We start from the raw sequence: 17,106 nt of genomic DNA, 5'->3' as shown, positions 1-17,106 counted from the left end.
ATCCGGCGCGTTGCCGCCCCGGGGTCACCGGCCGGTGCGGGAGCGGGCGAGCAGGCGGCGCAGCACCCCGACGACCTCGGTGGGGGCCTCCTCGGCCATGAAGTGACCGGCGGACGTGGTGTGGTGCTCCAGGTCGGCGGTCCAGGCCCGCCACCGGGCGGCGGCGTCGAAGCCGAGGGCGGCTCCCCAGTCCTGCTGGACCACGGTGACCGGCATGGTCAACCGGTTCCCGGCGGCCCGGTCGGCCCGGTCGTGGGTGAGATCGACACCGGCCGAGGCGCGGTAGTCGGCGACGATGGACGGCACCGCCTCCCGCGACGCCCGGAGGTACTCCGCGCGTACGTGCGGGGGGATGGCCTGCGGATCCCGTGCCCAGACGTCGAGGAAGTAGCCGAAGAAGGCGTCGGGGCTGGCACCGATCAGCTGCTCGGGCAGGCCGGGCGGCAGGGCCATCAGGTAGAGGTGGAAGGCGACCACCGCGTCGACGCCGTGCAGGATGTCCCAGGTGTCCAGGGTGGGCAGCACGTCGAGGGAGGCGAGGTGGGTGATCGTCTCCGGATGGTCGAGGCCGGCGCGGATGGCGACCAGCGCGCCACGGTCGTGCCCGGCCAGGGCGAACTGCCGGTGGCCCAGCTCGCGGGCGAGGGTGACGACGTCGGCGGCCATGGTCCGCTTGGCGTACGTGTCGCCGTCGCGCTCGGCCGGCTTGTCGCTGCCGCCGTAGCCGCGCAGGTCGGGGCAGATCACGGTGTGGTCGGCGGCCAGGTCGGTGGCGACGTGACGCCACATCAGGTGGGTCTGCGGGAAGCCGTGCAACAGCACGACCGGCCGGCCGGATCCGCCCACCGCCACCTGGAGCCGTACGTCGTCGTCGACGGTGACGTGCCGGTAGTCGAAGCCGGGAATGGTGGTGCTGGTCATCGTTCGTACCTTTCTGTTCGGTTACGGTGTCCAGCCTGCCGTCCGCCGATGAGCAACCGATGAGCGCGCTACGTTGAGGCGGGACACGGAGGGGGTCGCGCGGTGCAGGTGGGGTTCGGCGTCCTCGGGCCGGTCGTCGCCTGGGACGCCGCCGGCGCGTCGATCGACCTGCGGGGCCCCCGGCACCGCGCGGTGCTGGCCCGGCTCCTGGTGGCCCAGGGGCGGGTCGTCCCGGTCGCCCGGCTCGTCGACGACCTGTGGGAGGACCCGCCGGCCGGCGCGGTGAGCGCGGTACGCACGTTCGTGGCGGCGCTGCGCCGGGCGCTGGAGCCGCAGCGCGCACCGCGTCAGCCGGCCCGGCTGCTGGTCACCGAGGGGCCGGGGTACGCGCTGCGGGCCGCACCGGAGGCGGTCGACGCCTGGCGGTTCGAGGACGCGGTGGCCGCCGCCTCCGCCGCCGCGCCCCACGAGACCCTGGCACGTCTCGACCCCGCCCTGCGGTGGTGGCGTGGCCCCGCGTACGCGGGTTTCGACGAGCCGTGGGCCGGTGTCGAGCGGTCCCGCCTCGAACAGCTCCGGCTGCACGCGGTCGAGCGGCGGGCCGAGGCGCTCCTGGCGGTGGGGCGGGCCGTCGACGCCGTACCGGATCTCGACGCGCACGTGGCCGGGAACCCGTGGCGGGAGGAGGCGTGGCGGCTGCTGGCCCTCGCCCTGTACCGCACGGGCCGCCAGGGCGACGCGCTCGCGGTGCTGCGCCGGGCCCGTGGCCTGCTGCGCGACCAGCTCGGGCTGGACCCCGGCCCCCGCCTGCGCCGGCTGGAGACGGACATCCTCCGTCAGGCCGACCGGGTCGGCGACGATCCCGGCCGGCCGGGCGCGGAGGAGATCTGGGCCCGGGCCGCCGCGGCGTACGACCGCACGGTGTCCGTCGACGCGCCGGCGCGACTGGAGTCGACCATCGGCCTGCTCAGCGGTCTCGCGGTGGCCGGGCCGCAAGGGCTCGAAGCGGCCCGGGACCAGCGGTCCGCCGCCGTCACCGCCGCCGAGCAGCTCGGCGATCCCGAACTCACCGCCCGGGTGATCGGCGGCTACGACGTACCGGCGATCTGGACCCGCTCGGACGATCCGCAGCGGGCGGCGCAGATCGTGGCGGCCGCCGAGCGGACCCTGGCGGCGCTGCCCCCGGGCTCCTCGGCTGCCGTGCGGGCCCGGCTGCTGGCCACCATCGCGGTGGAGTCGCGTGGCACCCGGTCGGCGCGGGGGGCGCAGGCGGCCCGGCAGGCGGAGGAGATCGCCCGCCGCCTGGGGGATCCGGCCCTGCTCGCCTTCGCCCTCAACGGCGTGTTCATGCAGACGTTCGCGCAGGCGGGCCTGGCTCCCGCGCGGGACAGGATCGGTGCGGAGATCGTGGCGCTCGCCGCCCGGCACGATCTGGTGACCTTCGAGATCCTCGGGCACCTGATCCGTCTCCAGGCGCGTAGCGCGCGGGCGGACTTCACCGGCGCGGACGGCCACGCGGCGGCCGTGACGCGACTCGCCGCCCGGCACGGCCGGCCGCTGGTCGGTGTCTTCACCACCTGGTACGAGGCGCTGCGGCTGGCCGCGACCGGTGCGGCGCCGCAGGTCGCGGAGGCGGCCTACCGCGATGCCGCGGTGTCGCTGTCCGGCGCGGGGATGCCCGGGGTCGAGCGGGGGCTCCTGCCGCTCGCCCTGCTGTGCCTGCGGATCTGGCACGGCCAGCCGGCCCACTTCGCCGCGGACACCGACTGGGGGCCGTACCTGCCCTGGGCGCGTCCGCACGTGTTGCTGGCGCAGGATTGCCGGGCCGCGGCCGCCGCCGCGCTGCGCCGGATCCCCGAGCCCCCGCCCGACCTGCTCTTCGAGGCCCTGTGGTGCCTCGCCGCCCAGGGTGCGATCACGGTCGGCGACCGCGGTGTCATGCAGCGCGCCCGGGCCGCCCTCGCCCCGGCCGCCGCCGAGTTGGCCGGGGCCGGCAGCGGGATGCTCACCGCCGGCCCGGTCGCGCACCACCTCGGCCGCCTCGCCACCGCGCTGGGCCAGCCGCACTGACCGGCCGGTACGGAATCTAAGACATTTCCCATATGTATTGGCGAGCATCTATCTCGATCGCCGCAAAAGGCGGCCGGTCAGACAGGAGCAGCCGATGTCCGTACGACAGTCCGGCACGATCGACGACGCCGCGGCCGGCCCGGCCGGCACCCCTCCCGCCGCCCCCGACGGCTGGCGGGGGCCACTGCTGGATCAGCTCGCACCACGCGAGCGCCGGCTCTTCCACCGGTTCGGCCGGGGGCCGGCGGTACTCGTACCCGATCTGCGTATCCACCAGGCGTTCGCCCGCTGGGCCGCCGCTACCCCGCAGGCCGTCGCGGCCGAACACCTCGGGGTGCGGATCGGCTACCGCGAGCTGGACCGCCAGGCCAACCGGCTCGCCGCCCGGCTGGCGGCGCTCGGCGTGCGGACCGGCGACACCGTGGGCGTCTTCGCCAGCCGGTCGATCCCGATGCTGGTGGGGATCCTGGCCACGCTGAAGGCCGGGGCCGCCTACGTCCCGCAGGACGTCCGGATCGCCCCGGCCGGGCAGCTGCGGCAGGTCGCCTCGGCCGCCCGCTGCCGGGTGCTGCTCACCACCTCGACGGCCCTGGACACGGTGCCGGCGCTGCCCGGGGTGCCCCGGATCGCGGTCGACGAGGTGATGGCCGAACCACTGCCGCCGGGCCGTCACCTGGCCGCCGCGCCGCTGGACCGGCCGGTACGCGCCGACGACGGCTGCTACGTGCTGTTCACCTCCGGCACCACCGGCACCCCGAACGGCGTCACGGTGACCCACGGCAACGTGGCCAACATCCTGCTCACCGCCCCGGGCGACCTGGGCGTCCGGCCCGGCCGGCGGGTCGCCCAACTGCTCAACGTCGCCTTCGACATGGCGGCCTGGGAGATCCTGGGCTGCCTCGCCAACGGCGGCACCCTGCTGGTGCGCGACCACGACCTCACCGCCACCGCCGCCCGCGCCGACGTCGTGATCGCCACCCCGTCGGTGCTCGGACGGATCGACCTGGACCGGTGCGCGGGGGTACGGGTGGTCGCCGTGGCGGGTGAACCGTGCCCGCGCCCGCTGGCCGACCGGTGGGCGGTCGGCCGGGTCTTCTACAACTGCTGCGGCCCGACCGAGACCACCATCGTCAACACCATGCACCGGCACCGGCCCGGTGGCCCGCTCACCATCGGCCGACCGACACCGAACAACACCGTCTACGTCCTCGACGCCGACGGTCGGCCCTGCCGCATCGGTGAGGCCGGGGAGATGTGGGCCGGCGGCGGGTGCGTCTCCGCCGGCTACCTGGACAACGACGCGCTCAACGCCGAGCGGTACGCCCCGGACCCGTTCCTGGGCGGGGGTCGGCTGATGTTCCGCACCCGGGACCGGGGCCGCTGGCGTGCCGACGGGGAGCTGGAACACCTGGGCCGCACCGACGACCAGGTGAAGGTCCGGGGCTTCCGGGTCGAGCTGGACGCGGTGTCCGCGGTGCTGGAGACGGTGCCCGGCTGCCGGTGGGCCGTCACGCTCCGGCTGACCGACCGGGACCTCGTCTCCTTCGTCGCCCCGGCCGGGCTGGACCCGCAACGGTGCCGGGAGGCGGTGGCCGCCGTGCTGCCCTACTACTGTGTGCCGGCGGCCGTGCACCCGCTACCGGAACTGCCGGTGACCGGTCGCGGCAAGGTCGACCGGGACGCCCTGCGCCGGCTCGCCCTCGACCTGCGCTGGCAGTGGGCGCACCTCGGGGAGGCGGCGGCGTGACCGGCACCGGTCTGCGGGCCGCGCCGGCCCCGCCTCCGGCCCCGGCGACCGCGTCCGGCGAGCTGCTGCCGCCCCCGGGCGGCACGCTGCGCCGGATTCTCGCCCACCCCCGGTTCATGCACCACCACCGTCTGGTGGCGGCGGTGCTCACCGGCAACGCCGCGCTGCTGGCGTACGGGTGGACCGCCGGTTGGTGGCGCGACCCCGCCGCACTGGGCGACGCCGCCCTGGCGAACGTGGCGCTGGCGGTGCTGGTCCGCCAGCAGTACCTGGTCAACCTGTTCTTCTGGCTGGCCACCCGGGCGTCTACCCGCTGGCCGCTGCGGATCCGGGCGACGTTGGGCAAGGTCTACCACTTCGGGGGGCTGCACGTCGGCGCGGCGCTGGCCGGCACCGGGTGGTACCTGGCGCAGCTCGGCGCGCTGACCGTCGGCGACGGACCGGTCGGGGCGCTGGTCACCGGGTACGCCGCCGCCGTCCTGCTGGTGGCGGTCGTCGGCACCGCGCTGCCACCGGTCCGCTCCCGCCGGCACGACCTGTTCGAGCGCACCCACCGCCTCGGTGGCTGGGCGGCCCTGGCGCTGCTCTGGGCGCAGGCCGGCTTCCTGGCCGGCGGGCCGGCGGCGCTGGCCGTCTCCCCGCAGGGCGGGGTGCTCGCCGTGCTGACCGCCAGCATCGCCCTGCCCTGGCTACGGCTGCGCCGGGTGCCCGTGGTGGTGCACCGCCCCTCGCCGCACGTGGCACTGGTGCACTTCGACCACGGGGTGACCCCGTTCCCCGGCTCGTCCACGGCGGTCAGCCGTAGCCCGCTGTGGGAGTGGCACTCCTTCGCCAACGTGCCGACGCCGGGTCGCAGCGGATTCCGGCTGACCGTCTCCCGGGCCGGCGACTGGACCGGGCGGTTCATCGACGACGCGCCGGACCGGGTCTGGGTGAAGGGGATCAGCACGGCCGGGGTGGCGAACATCGAGACCCTGTTCCGGCGGGTGGTGTACGTGGCGACCGGCAGCGGGATCGGCCCGGTGCTGCCGCATCTGCTGGCCGGACTGGTGCCGGCCCGCCTGGTCTGGGCGGCCCGCCGGCACCGGGAGACCTTCGGCGACGAGCTGGTCGACGAGATCCTCGCCCACCAGCCGGACGCGCTGCTGTGGGACACCGCCCGCGACGGCAAGCCGGACATGTTGCGGCTGGCCTGGCGGGTGTGCCGCGAGTTCGACGCCGAGGCGGTCATCTGCATCTCGAACCGCACCCTGACCTGGCAGGTGGTGCGGGGCATGGAGGAACGCGGCGTGCCCGCGTACGGCGCGATCTGGGATTCCTGAGCAGATGGGGGCGACGATGAGGATCACCGTGGAGCGGGCCGACCGGGTGGTCACGGTGCGGTTGTGCCGGCCCGAGGTGCGCAACGCGCTGGACACCGAGCTGCTGACGGAGCTGGTCGGGACGCTGGCACCGCTGGACCGCGATCCGGGTGTGGGCTGCTTCGTGATCACCGGGTCGGAGCAGGTCTTCGCGGCCGGCGCCGACATCCGGGAGATGGCGGGCAAGTCCTTCCTGGACGTGGCGCTGGAGGACCACTTCGCGGGGTGGGACGCGTTCGCCGCGCTGCGGACCCCGAAGATCGCGGCGGTGGCCGGGCACGCCCTCGGCGGCGGGTGCGAGCTGGCGATGATGTGCGACCTGGTCTTCGCGGCCGAGAACGCCCGGTTCGGGCAGCCGGAGCTGCGGCTCGGGGTGATGCCCGGCATCGGCGGCACCCAGCGGCTGACCCGGCTGGTCGGCGCGGCCCGGGCGATGGACCTGGTCCTCACCGGACGGCAGCTCGACGCGTGGGAGGCGGAACGGTACGGCCTGGTGTCCCGGGTGGTGCCGACGGAGCGGCTGCTGGCGGAGGCCCGGGCCGCCGCGGCGGTGGTGGCCGGGCATCCCCGGCTGGCGACGCTGCTGGCCCGGGAGGCGGTCCGGCAGGCCGAGGAGGTCGGCGTCCGGGCCGGGGTGCTGTTCGAGCGGCGGTCCTTCCACGCGCTGTTCGCCACCGAGGACCAGCGGGAGGGGATGGCCGCCTTCCTGGAGAAGCGGCCGGCCCGGTTCGCGGGGCGCTGAGCCGCCGGCCGTCCGGGACCGCCGGTCCCGGACGGCCGGCGCTACAGCGCGCCGATCTGGTAGCCGAGCCCGTGCACGGTACGCACCACGCCGTCGCCGAGCTTGCGCCGCAGATAGTGCACGTACGTGTCGACCACCGCCTCGGTCCGGTCGGGGCCGAAGACCCGGCCGCGTAGCTGGCTGCGGCTGTGCACCATCCGGGGCTGGGTGGCGAGCAGCCGGATCAGGTCGAACTCCCGTCCGCTGAGTGTCACCTGCCGGCCGTCGGGCAGCCGTACCCCGCGCTGGGCCAGGTCGAGCTGCCCCGCGCCGATCGGGATCCACTCCGCCCCGTCGAAGCGGCGGCGGGTCAGCGCCCGGACCCGGGCCATCAGCTCGGGCACCTCGAACGGCTTCGGCAGGTAGTCGTCGGCGCCCGCGTCCAGGCCCCGGATCCGTTCGTCGGGATCGGCCAGCGCGCTGAGCATGAGGACCCGGGCGCCGACCGCCCGGCGCCGTAGCCGGATGAGCAGGTCGACGCCGTCGATCGCCGGTAGCCGCCGGTCCAACATGATCACCTGGTACCGGCCGCGCAGGGCCAGGTGCAGGCCCCGCTGGCCGTCCCGGGCCAGGTCGATCGGGTATCCGGCCCGGTGGAACAGCTCGACCAGCATGTCGGCGAGCTCCGCGTCGTCCTCGACGAGGAGCAACGGGCCGTGCGCCGGGGGTGACGGGTCGGTCATCCGTTCATGGTCGCACCGAAACGGCCGAAGGTTGACCCGCGGAATTCTTCACCGGTCAGAACCTGCTCATCTCGCGTTCCCGGTCCGCCCGGTCGCGGTTGCCCCGCCAGCAGAAGGGCCACCAGCCCCCGGCGGGGTCACCCGCCGCCGGCGGACCATCGGCCGGACCCCCGCCGGGCACCGGCAGCCGTACGGTGAAGGTGGCTCCCGTCCCGGGCCGCCCGGCGGCGCTGATCGTGCCGCCGTGCGCGGTGACCACCTCCCGGACCAGGGCCAACCCGAGCCCGAGGCGACGGTCCCCGGCGTCGGCGCCCCGGTGGAACCGGTCGAAGATCCGGTCGATGTGCCGCGGGTCGAGGCCCCGGCCGGAGTCGCTGACCACCAGCTCGACGTGGCCCGTGCCCGCCGGGCGCAGCCGTATCTCCACCCGGCCGCCGGTCGGGGTGTGGTGCAGGGCGTTCGCCAGCAGCTCCGCCACCACCCGGCGCAGCGCGGACCCGACGCCGCAGACCGGCACCGGGGCGTCACCGCCGGCCACGGTGAGCGTCACGTCGTGTGCGGCGGCGCGGGGCGCGTCGGCCTCGACCGCCTCGCTGACGAGCGCGGCGAGGTCGACCGTGGCCGCCGGCCGGGCCGTCGCCGCCGGGTCGGCCAGCCGGGCGGACAGGAGCAGCTCGTCGACGATCTCCCCGAGCAGCCGGGTGGTCCGCAGCAGCCGGTCCAGATCCTGCTGGGCGGCCCCGGTGCCGGTGCCGGCCGACCGCTGTGCCAGCAACTGCGCCGCCGTGTGCACCCGGGTGATCGGGGCGCGCAGTTCGTGGCTGGCGTCGGCGACGAAGCGGCGCTGCCGGTCGAGCGCCTCGGTCAGCGGCCGCACCGCCCTGCGCCGTAACCGCAGATCGGTCGCGGTGGCCGCGACCAGGACCGCCACCGCGGCGGCCGAGACCCCCCACAGCAGGTGCCGCCGCTCGGCGAGCTGGAACCGGGCGTCGAAGACCACCTGCACGACCTCGTCGCCGCGCTGCTGCGTACGCACGTGGTACACCGTGCCGTTGCGGGTCACCTGCTCGACCTGGGGGCGGCCGGTGCGGGCCACGGCGTGGATGGCCGCGTGCCGGGGGAAACCGGCCGGGGGCGAGCCGGCGTGCCCGGTGTCGCTCGCGCCGCCGAAGATCCAGGTGCAGCCGGACGGGTCGGCCGGGCGGCCGTGCACCATCGCCCAGTCCAGTTCGTGGCGGATCTTCGCCTGCTGGACGTGCAGCAGGGCGGCGTAACCGAGCCCGCCGACCAGGATCAGCAGCGCGACGACCAGCAGGCCGACGGCGAGCCCGGTGCGGGGCCGGGCGCGACGCACGGCCGGCCGCGTGCCGTCGCCGGTCAGCGGCACCGCGCCGCCGCTCCCGGCCGGCCCGCCCCGGTGCCGCCTGGTCCGTCGGCGAAGCCATCGAGCCTCATTCATCGAAGATGGCACATCGGCCAGCCGATCGGAAGGGAGCGGTGGTGTCCCGACGGACGGTGGGTGGCAGGTGGCGGCCGGGCGGTCACGGTACGGCGGGCGGCGCCGGTCGGCGGCCGGGGAGTGAGCGTTAACATGTCGACCCACGTCGATGACCCGACGTCGGGTCATCGAGGGCGGCGGGGTCGGGGCGGGTGCCCTGAGCGGGTCTTGAGCCGTACGAAACGCTCTGGTAACATCGCCGGATCTGAATGGAACCCCTGTCGGTTCGTTCGCCCCCCAACCACTGGATCAAGGAAGTGCCCGACAGGTATCCGGCAGTGTGAACGTTCACATTGCCTGTCGACTCCGGTCCCGACGACGGAGCGACCGGCGGGCACCGGTCACGCCACCACCGGCGATCCGCGGCGACGCCGTCACCGCGCAGGGGCCGTCCCCTTCAGGCTCCACCCGTCCCCATGAAGGAGCACCCATGCATCTCCTGGCTGATCCCTCCGGCCCGGTGACCCGCCAGCCGGGTCACCGACGTCGGCGATGGCTGCTGCCGGCGGCCACGGCGGTCGTGACCGCCCTGAGCGGCGGGGTCGTCGTGGCGGCCACCGTCACCGAGGCCGCCGCCGCCACGATCGACACCAACGCCTCGTACGTGCTGGTCAACCGCAACAGCGGCAAGGCCCTCGACGTCTACAACCTGGCCACCAACGACGGGGCCCGGATCACCCAGTGGACCCGCAACGACGGCTCCCAGCAGCAGTGGCAGTTCGTCGACTCCGGCGGCGGCTACTACCGGCTGAAGTCGCGGCTGTCCGGCAAGGTCCTGGACGTCTCCGGCAAGTCGACCGCCGACGGCGGACCGATCGTGCAGTGGACCGACAACAACGGCACCAACCAGCAGTTCAGCATCCAGGACATCGACGGCTACATCCAGCTGATCAACCGTAACAGCGGCAAGGCCGTCGAGGTGCAGGGCGCGTCCACCGCCGACGGCGGCAACATCGTCCAGTACGCCGACTGGAACGGCACCAACCAGCAGTGGCAGCTCGTCAAGCTCGGCGGCACCACCCCGACCACCCCGCCGCCCACGACCCCGCCGCCGGGCGGCAACTGCACGCTGCCGTCGACGTACCGGTGGTCCTCGACGGGTCCGCTGGCCACCCCGAAGTCGGGCTGGGTGTCGCTGAAGGACTTCACCGTCGCGCCGTACAACGGCAAGCAGCTCGTCTACGCCACCACGCACGACTTCGGCACCTCGTGGGGGTCGATGAACTTCGGCCTGGTCGACAACCTCAACCAGCTCGGCTCGGCCCCCCAGAACACCATGAGCCAGGGCACCGTCGCGCCGTCGCTGTTCTACTTCGCGCCGAAGAACATCTGGGTGCTCGCCTACCAGTGGGGCGGCGCGGCGTTCTCGTACCGCACGTCGACCGACCCGACCAACCCGAACGGGTGGGGCCCGGCCCAGACGATGTTCACCGGCACCATCTCCGGCTCCGGCACCGGCCCGATCGACCAGGCCCTGATCGCCGACAGCCAGAACATGTACCTGTTCTTCGCCGGTGACAACGGCAAGATCTACCGGGCCAGCATGCCGATCGGGAACTTCCCCGGCAACTTCGGTTCCAGCTACACGACCATCATGAGCGACACCTCGGAGAACCTGTTCGAGGCGCCGCAGGTCTACAAGGTCGCTGGCCAGAACCAGTATCTGATGATCGTCGAGGCCCGGACCAGCTCCTGGGAGCGCTACTTCCGCTCGTTCACGGCGACCAGCCTGAACGGCACCTGGACGCCGAACGCGGCGACCTACAACAACCCGTTCGCGGGCAAGGCCAACAGCGGTGCCACCTGGACCAACGACATCAGCCACGGTGAGCTGCTGCGCACCAGCGCCGACCAGACCATGACCATCGACCCGTGCAACCTGCAACTGCTCTACCAGGGCCGCTCGCCCAGCTCCGACGGCGTCGACTACGGTCTGCTGCCCTACCGGCCGGGCCTGTTGACCCGGCAGCGCTGACGGCCCGTCGGCGGGCCGCGGAGGTTCCTGACCTCCGGGGTGGCCCGGCGTAGGTCGCCCGGAGCGATCAACTGAACAGCACCTGCACCACCGGTCGGCAGGGCACGCTGTGCGTGCTCTGCCGATCCCTGTGTCCGTCAGGCCGAGGTGCCGCCGACGCGACTGTTCTCGCACGGCGGCGTGGACCCTCTGGCGGGGTCGCCATCTCGTTCGGGTCTGATATCCGGGCTGTGTGACGAGTGCCTGCCGCGTTTCGGTCCGCCGCTCAGGGATGTGGGGTGGCGGGCGGCTGGCCGGTGCCGCGGACGATGTCGCGGTAGACGGCGAGAGCGGGCTTGGGCCGGTAGGTGTCGGTGATGATGCCCAGAGTCCCGGTGGGTTCCGTGGAACTGCTGTCGGCGTCCCTGAGGCTGAACAGTTCGTAATGGGTGATGTTCAGAGACTCCTGTTCGGTGAGGATGACGCCCAGCATGTCCGACAGTGAGTCGCGTTGTGCCTGCTTGGTGCGAGGTGACCCGCTCGGGGTGCCGTTCTCGACGATGTGGAGGGGAGTCTCGGGCGGGATGTGCGCGCGTGGCAGCGACTTGCCCCGCAGGTGGTGCAGGGCCTGGGTGGTGAGGGATGCGGTGTCTCCCGGACGGCCCCGCGGCGCGACGGGCGAGAAGGCGTCGGGATACAGGCCCAGGCCGACGTAGTCGACGTGGGCCGCGAAGTCCTGGTGTGGGACCGAGGACAGGTATGACCAGAACTGGTCGTCGCCGCCCAACCATTCCGGCGGTTCGGCGACGGAGAAACCGATCCGCACGTGCTGGAGACCCCGCCGGTCCAGTGCGGTGCGGGCGTGCGGGACGCCGAGGGTCAGGGCTTCGAGTACGCCAGGTGCGCTGCCGTCGATGTTCGGGATAGGGAGGTTCGGCTCAAGCGTCACCTGGAGGTACCGCGTCAGGTGACCGTAGCGGTCGATGGCAGTGTCGAGGAAGGCCAGCCATCCGGAGAGGTCGGCGGCCCGGGGGAGGTAGCTGAGCACGAGGTCCAGTTCGCGGTTTCCCTCGACGTACCATCCGTCGGGCATCGTGAGGTGCGCGAGTTCGCGTTCGGCTCCGAGCGAGGTGACGACCTCCGGCGGTGTCGCGTCGCCGAAGAAGTGTACGTACTCGCGGACGACGAAGGGGCGGCCGCCCGCGATGTCGTCGACGAGGTGGCGGATCGCGGCGACATCGGGTGGGTGGGAGCAGACCGTGCCGGCCCGTCCGCCCGGGTAGATACCGAACTTCACGCTTCCGCACTCCGATGCTGGTCGGCCTGCCCGGTTGGCCAGCTGATCTCGTGTGACCGGATCCGCCGGACCATGTTCCTGATCCAGGCGACCTCGGCGGCGACGATGGTGCGCCAGTAGGCGACTTCGAGCATGTGCACTTCGAGTACGTCACCGTCGGGCAGCGCCGAAAGGGCAGCCAGTTCCCGGTCGAGCCGGTCGGCGCGACCGTCCAGGACGGACGCCGCCCGGTCGATCGGGAGAATTCCGACGTAGGCGACCGCCATGACGAATTCCACGGACGCGGCCACGGTGTCACGTACCCCGGCCTCGACCCTGTGGCGGAAGTCGGCGAGACCCGCAGCGGTCAACTCGTAGGCCGTACGCGGTGGCCGGTTGCCCACCCGTTCGGGGTGTCGGGAATAGATCAGGCCTGCCTTCTCGAGCGTTTTCAGCAGGGACGTGACCGTGCTGCGGGTGACCGAGAGGTGTCCGTACCGCTGGCGTAGGCGTGTCGTGATGTCGTAGCCATGCGCCGGCTCCTCGACGAGGAGTCCGAGCATCGGCAACACCAGGCTGTTCCGTGTCGCGTCCGAAGGCACCCGGGCATCCTATAGGCGTATACGCCTAATTGACAGTTGAGTCGGACACCCGAGACGACGGCGGGGTCGCGCATCGCTACGTCGGGGGCCGGCTCCAGGTGTCGGAGCCGGCCCCCTCAGCCCGCCGCCGCAGCGACGACGGTGGGCGGTGCGGGTCACACCTGGGTGAACCGCCACTGCTGGTTGGTCGCGCTGTGGCAGGTCCACTGCAACAGCCGCGCACCGTCGTTGGTGGCGGCACCGTTGACGTCCAGACAGAGCCCGCTCTGCACGTTGCGCACCGTGTAGACCCCGGCGGTCGTGGTCGCCGTCGCGGTGAACTTCTGCTGGTTGCCGTTGTTGCAGGTGGCCTGCTGGAGGAACGCCCCCGCCGTGGTAGAACCGCCGATCACCTCGGCGCACTTGTTGCTGTGCACCGCCTTCAGGTAGACCGCGCCGTTACCGGCGTCCACCGCCTGCCACTTCTGGTTGTTTCCGCCGGTGGCCGCCCACTGGGTGAGCTGCGCGCCGTCGGCGGTGGAGACGCCGCTGACGTCCATCAGCTTCCCGCTGTGCAGGGCGGTGAGCGTCCAGGTCTTCCCCGCCACGCCGGTGCCGGTGCCGGTGCCGGGCACGCCGACCCCCGCCCCGCCGAAGGTGTGCGAGTCGAGGTCGAACCAGTTGTTGGTGCTGCCCTTGAACACCAGGTAGAGGGTCTGGGTGCCGGCCAGCGCGGCCACGCTCACCGGTGCGGTGGACTGGTAGTTGTTCCAGCCGCCGGTGCTGGGCACCGGGGTGGTGGCCAGCAGGGTGCCGGTCGGGGAGCCGGCCCGCAGCTCGATCGTGCCCCCACCGGACGGCGACGACAGTCGGTAGCTGACCGTGGAGATGCCCGCCAGGCTCATCGGGGTGAACGCGATCCAGTCGTTGTTGGAGATGTCCCCGACCCGCTTGGTGCTCTCCGCGCTGGCCTCGTCGACCACCCGGATGCCGGACTGGCTGCTGAAGTACTCGGCCTGCTTGTGCTTCGGCTGGAGGATCGCCTGCGCGGTGCCGGTCAGTGGGGACGCCCCGCCCGGGCCGCCGCTGTCGGTGTAGCGCGCGTTGAGCACGTAGAACAGGTTGGCCCCGTCCGGGTGCCCACCGAGCAGGTCGGTGGAGATGGTGCCCGAGCAACCCGGGTACTCGGTGGTCTCGTGCGCGTGGTCGTCGTGGCCGAGCGCCGGGTTGAGGAGCACCTTGCTGCAGTCGACGGTGCCGCCGTCCGGGTCGGTGACGGTGATCTGGTACGACACCTTGTCACCGAAGGTGAGCATGCCGCCGCTGGCCGGTGCGGTGATGGTGACTACCGGAGCGGAGTTGCCCACGGTGATCTGGACGTTGGCGAAGCCGGTCTTGCCGGTGTTGTCGGTGACCTTCAACTGCGCCGTGTAGTTCCCGTTGGTGGTGTAGACGTGCGACGGGTTGGCCGCGGTGGACGTGGTGCCGTCCCCGAACGTCCACTGGTAGCTGAGCGTGTTGCCCGGGTCCGGGTCGGCCGTGCCGGCGCTGCTGAACTGGACGTTCAGCGGGGCCAGGCCGCTGGTGGGCGTCCCGACGGCCTTGGCGATCGGGGACCGGCCGCCCTGGATGTAGTCGATCCGGTAGAGCCCGGAGTCGCTGTTGCCGCCACCGAAGTTGGTGCCCCACTCCAGGACGTAGAGCGAGCCGTCCTTGCCGAACTCCAGGTCCATCGGCTTGTTGAACCGCCCGCCGGGCAGGAACGAGTTGGTGCGGGTCACCGCCGTCGCGGAGTCGAAGTGCACCTCCTTGATGTAGCTGCGGGACCACTCGTAGAAGAAGTGCACGCCGTCGTAGTAGGGCGGGAACTTCGTGGCGGACGGGTTCGCCGGGTCGTACCGGTAGACCGGTCCACCCATCGGGCCGGAGCCGCCGGAGCCCAGCTCCGGGAAGGTCGACGAGGTGCCGTAGCCGTACCACATGTTGGGGGCGACGATCGGCTTCAGGCTGGTCAGACCGGTGTTGTTGGGGGAGTTGTTGACCGGGGCGTTGCAGTTGAACTTGGCGCCGACCACGCCGGTGTCCGGGTTGTACGGCGCGTAGGGCTGGTTGTCGCCGTGGCAGAACGGCCACCCGTAGTTGCCGGGTTGCTTGATCACGTTGAGTTCGACCAGGCCCTCGGGGCCACGGTTGGTGGTGGGCGGGTTGCGGTCCGGCCCGTAGTCGGCCAGGTAGACCCAGCCGTTGGCCGGGTCGATCGAGAACCGGAACGGGTTACGGAAGCCCATCGCGTAGATTTCGGGTCGGGTCTGCGCCGTGCCCTGGGGGTAGAGGTTGCCGGTCGGGATCGTGTAGCCGCCGCTGTCCGAGGGGCGGATGCGCAGCAGCTTGCCCCGCAGGTCGTTGGTGTTTCCGGCACTGCGCGCGGCGTCGAGGTTGGACTTGCCGGCGCGCCAGTCCAGCGGCGCGTAGCCCTGCCAGTTGGGGTCGAGGTTGGGCGGCGTGTCGTCACCGGTGCCGATGTAGAGGTTCCCGTCCGGGCCGAAGTCGAGGTAGCCGCCGGTGTGGCCGGGCTCGGGGAAGGTGCGGTCACGGTAGGCCGGGATGTCGATGATCCGGGCCTCGGTGGCGAGGTTGAGGGTGTCCCCGGTGAGCGTGTAGCGGGAGACGCGGTTGACGTCGGTGCTGCTGCTCGCCGGTGAGTGGTAGAGGTACACGTAGCCGTTGGTGGCGAAGTTCGGGTCCAGCGCCAGGCCGGTGAGACCGTCCTCGCCGCCGGTGTAGACGCTCAGGCTGCCGGCGGTCACGGTGCTGTTGCTGGCCGGCTTGAAGATCTTGACCTGGCCGCCGCGCTGGATGTACATGACCCGACCGTCGGGCAGCACGGCCAGGGCCATCGGGTCGACCGTGTTGTCGTCCAGGGTGCGCTTCTCGAAGTTGCCCCAGACGGTGCCGCCGCAGTCGCCGGGCAGGTTGCCGGCGGCCCACTTCACGCCGCCGAGGACGTGGTTGCGGAAGTTCGTCTCGCTGTAGGAGTCGATCGCGTGGCCCATCGCGGTGGCCCAGACCCGCCCGCCGGCGGCGGTGCGGCACCAGGAGATCGGGTGGTCCGGACCCATCGCCCGGGAGCCCGGGTTGTAGGTGCGCTCGTCCGCGGTCACCAGTACATGTACGTTGCCGCGCGGGTTGGCGTCGAAGTTGTACCACTCCTCGCTGCGGTTCCAGCGGTCCGGCAGGCCGGTCGTCGACGGGTGCTGCTTGTCGGCGACGATGGCGGTGCCGGGCAGCACGCCGGGGGAGTGCTCGGGCATGTGGGCGCCGCCGTTGAGGGTCTGGTCCCACCAGGGGTACTCGCCCTCGATGCCCATGTCCAGGGCGTTGTGGATACCGACGATGCCCTTGCCGCTGGCCAGGTAGCCCTCCACGGCCTGCCGTTGGGCGGTCGAGGTCCAGACCATGCCGGAGGTCTGGAACATGATGATCACGTCGAAGGTGGCGAGGTTGGCCGCGGTGAAGACGCTGGAGTCCTCGGTCTGCACCAGCTCGAAGTTGTTGGCCGCCGCCTGCTGCTGGAACATGCTGATCCCGGCGGGGATCGAGTCGTGCCGGTAGCCGACCGTCTTGGTGAACAACAGGGCGCGGAAGGCCGGGGCCGCGGACGCGGGTGGGGCGAGGCCGAGAGACATCAACAGGCCGGTGATCATGGCGATGAGCAGTGTGGTACGACGCATGCCGTCTCCTCGTTGTCGGCGGGCAACTCCTGGCGACCGTGTCCGTCGGCGCGCAGGTGGTGCCTGGGCGCACGACGGGTACGGGTGTGCTGCTCGGGTCGTCGTGCCGTCCGCCGTAACGGCCGTCAGCCCCGTATGGCGTCACTGGGAGTGACGTGGTTGGTGTCCTCGTCCCGTGGGCCGCGAGGTCAGGATCGTTCAGTCATCGACGACTGTCAATGGATTGCCAGAGGTTCGATGTTTCGGCGGGTCGGCGGTGGTCGCCCGGTGTCTCCTCGGCGCGGTGTCGACGCCGGCCGGCTGGGGGTGTGCTGGGAATTGCGTCAGCCGGAGGATTGTGGACAGGCATCGAAACATCTATCTTCATACGTGTGATGTTTCGTCGATGTCAAGGAAAGTTTGCGTCGGCGCGACGTAAGAGTTTGTTGCAGGTGGCGAAAGTCCCCCCGGTCGGCGTCTCGGGCGAGCCTGATCCGGGGGGACAAACCAGCATGATGACTACT

At 72.3% G+C, this 17,106-nt stretch carries 11 protein-coding genes; 5 read left to right on the top strand and 6 right to left on the bottom strand.

Annotated elements, in window-relative coordinates; all coding sequences use genetic code 11:
* Positions 1-24: 24 nt before the first annotated feature.
* Positions 25-921, bottom strand: a complete 897-nt coding sequence (locus O7625_RS25760; protein WP_282342278.1) for an alpha/beta hydrolase — start codon at positions 919-921, stop codon at positions 25-27.
* A 102-nt stretch (positions 922-1,023) separates the two neighbouring features.
* Between O7625_RS25760 and O7625_RS25755 the strand changes: the two genes are divergently transcribed.
* From O7625_RS25755 to O7625_RS25740, 4 genes are all read left to right on the top strand, one after another.
* Positions 1,024-2,991 (top strand): BTAD domain-containing putative transcriptional regulator, encoded by a 1,968-nt coding sequence (locus tag O7625_RS25755; protein WP_282342275.1) that lies wholly within the window; start codon positions 1,024-1,026, stop codon positions 2,989-2,991.
* A 94-nt stretch (positions 2,992-3,085) separates the two neighbouring features.
* Positions 3,086-4,738: an amino acid adenylation domain-containing protein gene (locus tag O7625_RS25750; protein ID WP_282342273.1), complete on the top strand. Its 1,653-nt coding sequence runs from the start codon at positions 3,086-3,088 to the stop codon at positions 4,736-4,738.
* The gene (locus tag O7625_RS25745; RefSeq protein WP_282342272.1) at positions 4,735-6,060 is read left to right on the top strand and encodes a hypothetical protein; all 1,326 of its coding nucleotides are present in this window, start codon (positions 4,735-4,737) and stop codon (positions 6,058-6,060) included. Before O7625_RS25750 ends, O7625_RS25745 begins: the two co-directional genes overlap by 4 nt.
* A 16-nt stretch (positions 6,061-6,076) precedes the next feature.
* Positions 6,077-6,841, top strand: coding sequence for an enoyl-CoA hydratase-related protein (locus O7625_RS25740; protein WP_282342271.1), 765 nt, complete (start codon positions 6,077-6,079; stop codon positions 6,839-6,841).
* Positions 6,842-6,882: 41 nt separating this feature from the next.
* On the opposite strand, the gene O7625_RS25735 is transcribed toward O7625_RS25740, so the two are convergent.
* Together O7625_RS25735 and O7625_RS25730 are read right to left on the bottom strand one after the other, a co-directional pair.
* Complete coding sequence (locus O7625_RS25735; RefSeq protein ID WP_089003836.1) at positions 6,883-7,563, bottom strand: response regulator transcription factor; 681 nt, start codon at positions 7,561-7,563, stop codon at positions 6,883-6,885.
* A 55-nt stretch (positions 7,564-7,618) separates the two neighbouring features.
* Complete coding sequence (locus O7625_RS25730) at positions 7,619-9,022, bottom strand: HAMP domain-containing sensor histidine kinase (protein WP_282342269.1); 1,404 nt, start codon at positions 9,020-9,022, stop codon at positions 7,619-7,621.
* A 469-nt stretch (positions 9,023-9,491) separates the two neighbouring features.
* Between O7625_RS25730 and O7625_RS25725 the strand changes: the two genes are divergently transcribed.
* Positions 9,492-11,036 carry a non-reducing end alpha-L-arabinofuranosidase family hydrolase gene (locus O7625_RS25725; protein ID WP_282342267.1) on the top strand — a complete coding sequence of 515 codons (1,545 nt, stop codon included), beginning with the start codon at positions 9,492-9,494 and terminating at the stop codon, positions 11,034-11,036.
* Between the two features lie 265 nt (positions 11,037-11,301).
* Here O7625_RS25725 and O7625_RS25720 read toward each other — a convergent pair whose 3' ends face one another.
* The 3 genes from O7625_RS25720 to O7625_RS25710 all read right to left on the bottom strand — a co-directional run bounded on the left by O7625_RS25720 (position 11,302) and on the right by O7625_RS25710 (position 16,603).
* Positions 11,302-12,312 carry a hypothetical protein gene (locus tag O7625_RS25720; protein WP_282342266.1) on the bottom strand — a complete coding sequence of 337 codons (1,011 nt, stop codon included), beginning with the start codon at positions 12,310-12,312 and terminating at the stop codon, positions 11,302-11,304.
* On the bottom strand, positions 12,309-12,893 hold the full coding sequence (locus O7625_RS25715; RefSeq protein WP_282342265.1) for a PadR family transcriptional regulator: 585 nt from the start codon (positions 12,891-12,893) through the stop codon (positions 12,309-12,311). Before O7625_RS25715 ends, O7625_RS25720 begins: the two co-directional genes overlap by 4 nt.
* 155 nt (positions 12,894-13,048) lie before the next feature.
* A complete protein-coding gene (locus O7625_RS25710) occupies positions 13,049-16,603 on the bottom strand; it encodes a ThuA domain-containing protein (protein WP_282342263.1) in 3,555 nt (1,184 codons plus the stop codon).
* Positions 16,604-17,106 lie beyond the last annotated feature (503 nt).

The sequence above is a fragment of the Micromonospora sp. WMMD714 genome, assembly GCF_029581315.1.
Taxonomy (GTDB): Bacteria; Actinomycetota; Actinomycetes; order Mycobacteriales; family Micromonosporaceae; genus Micromonospora; species Micromonospora rifamycinica.
This window is presented reverse-complemented; position numbering and strand designations above follow the sequence as displayed.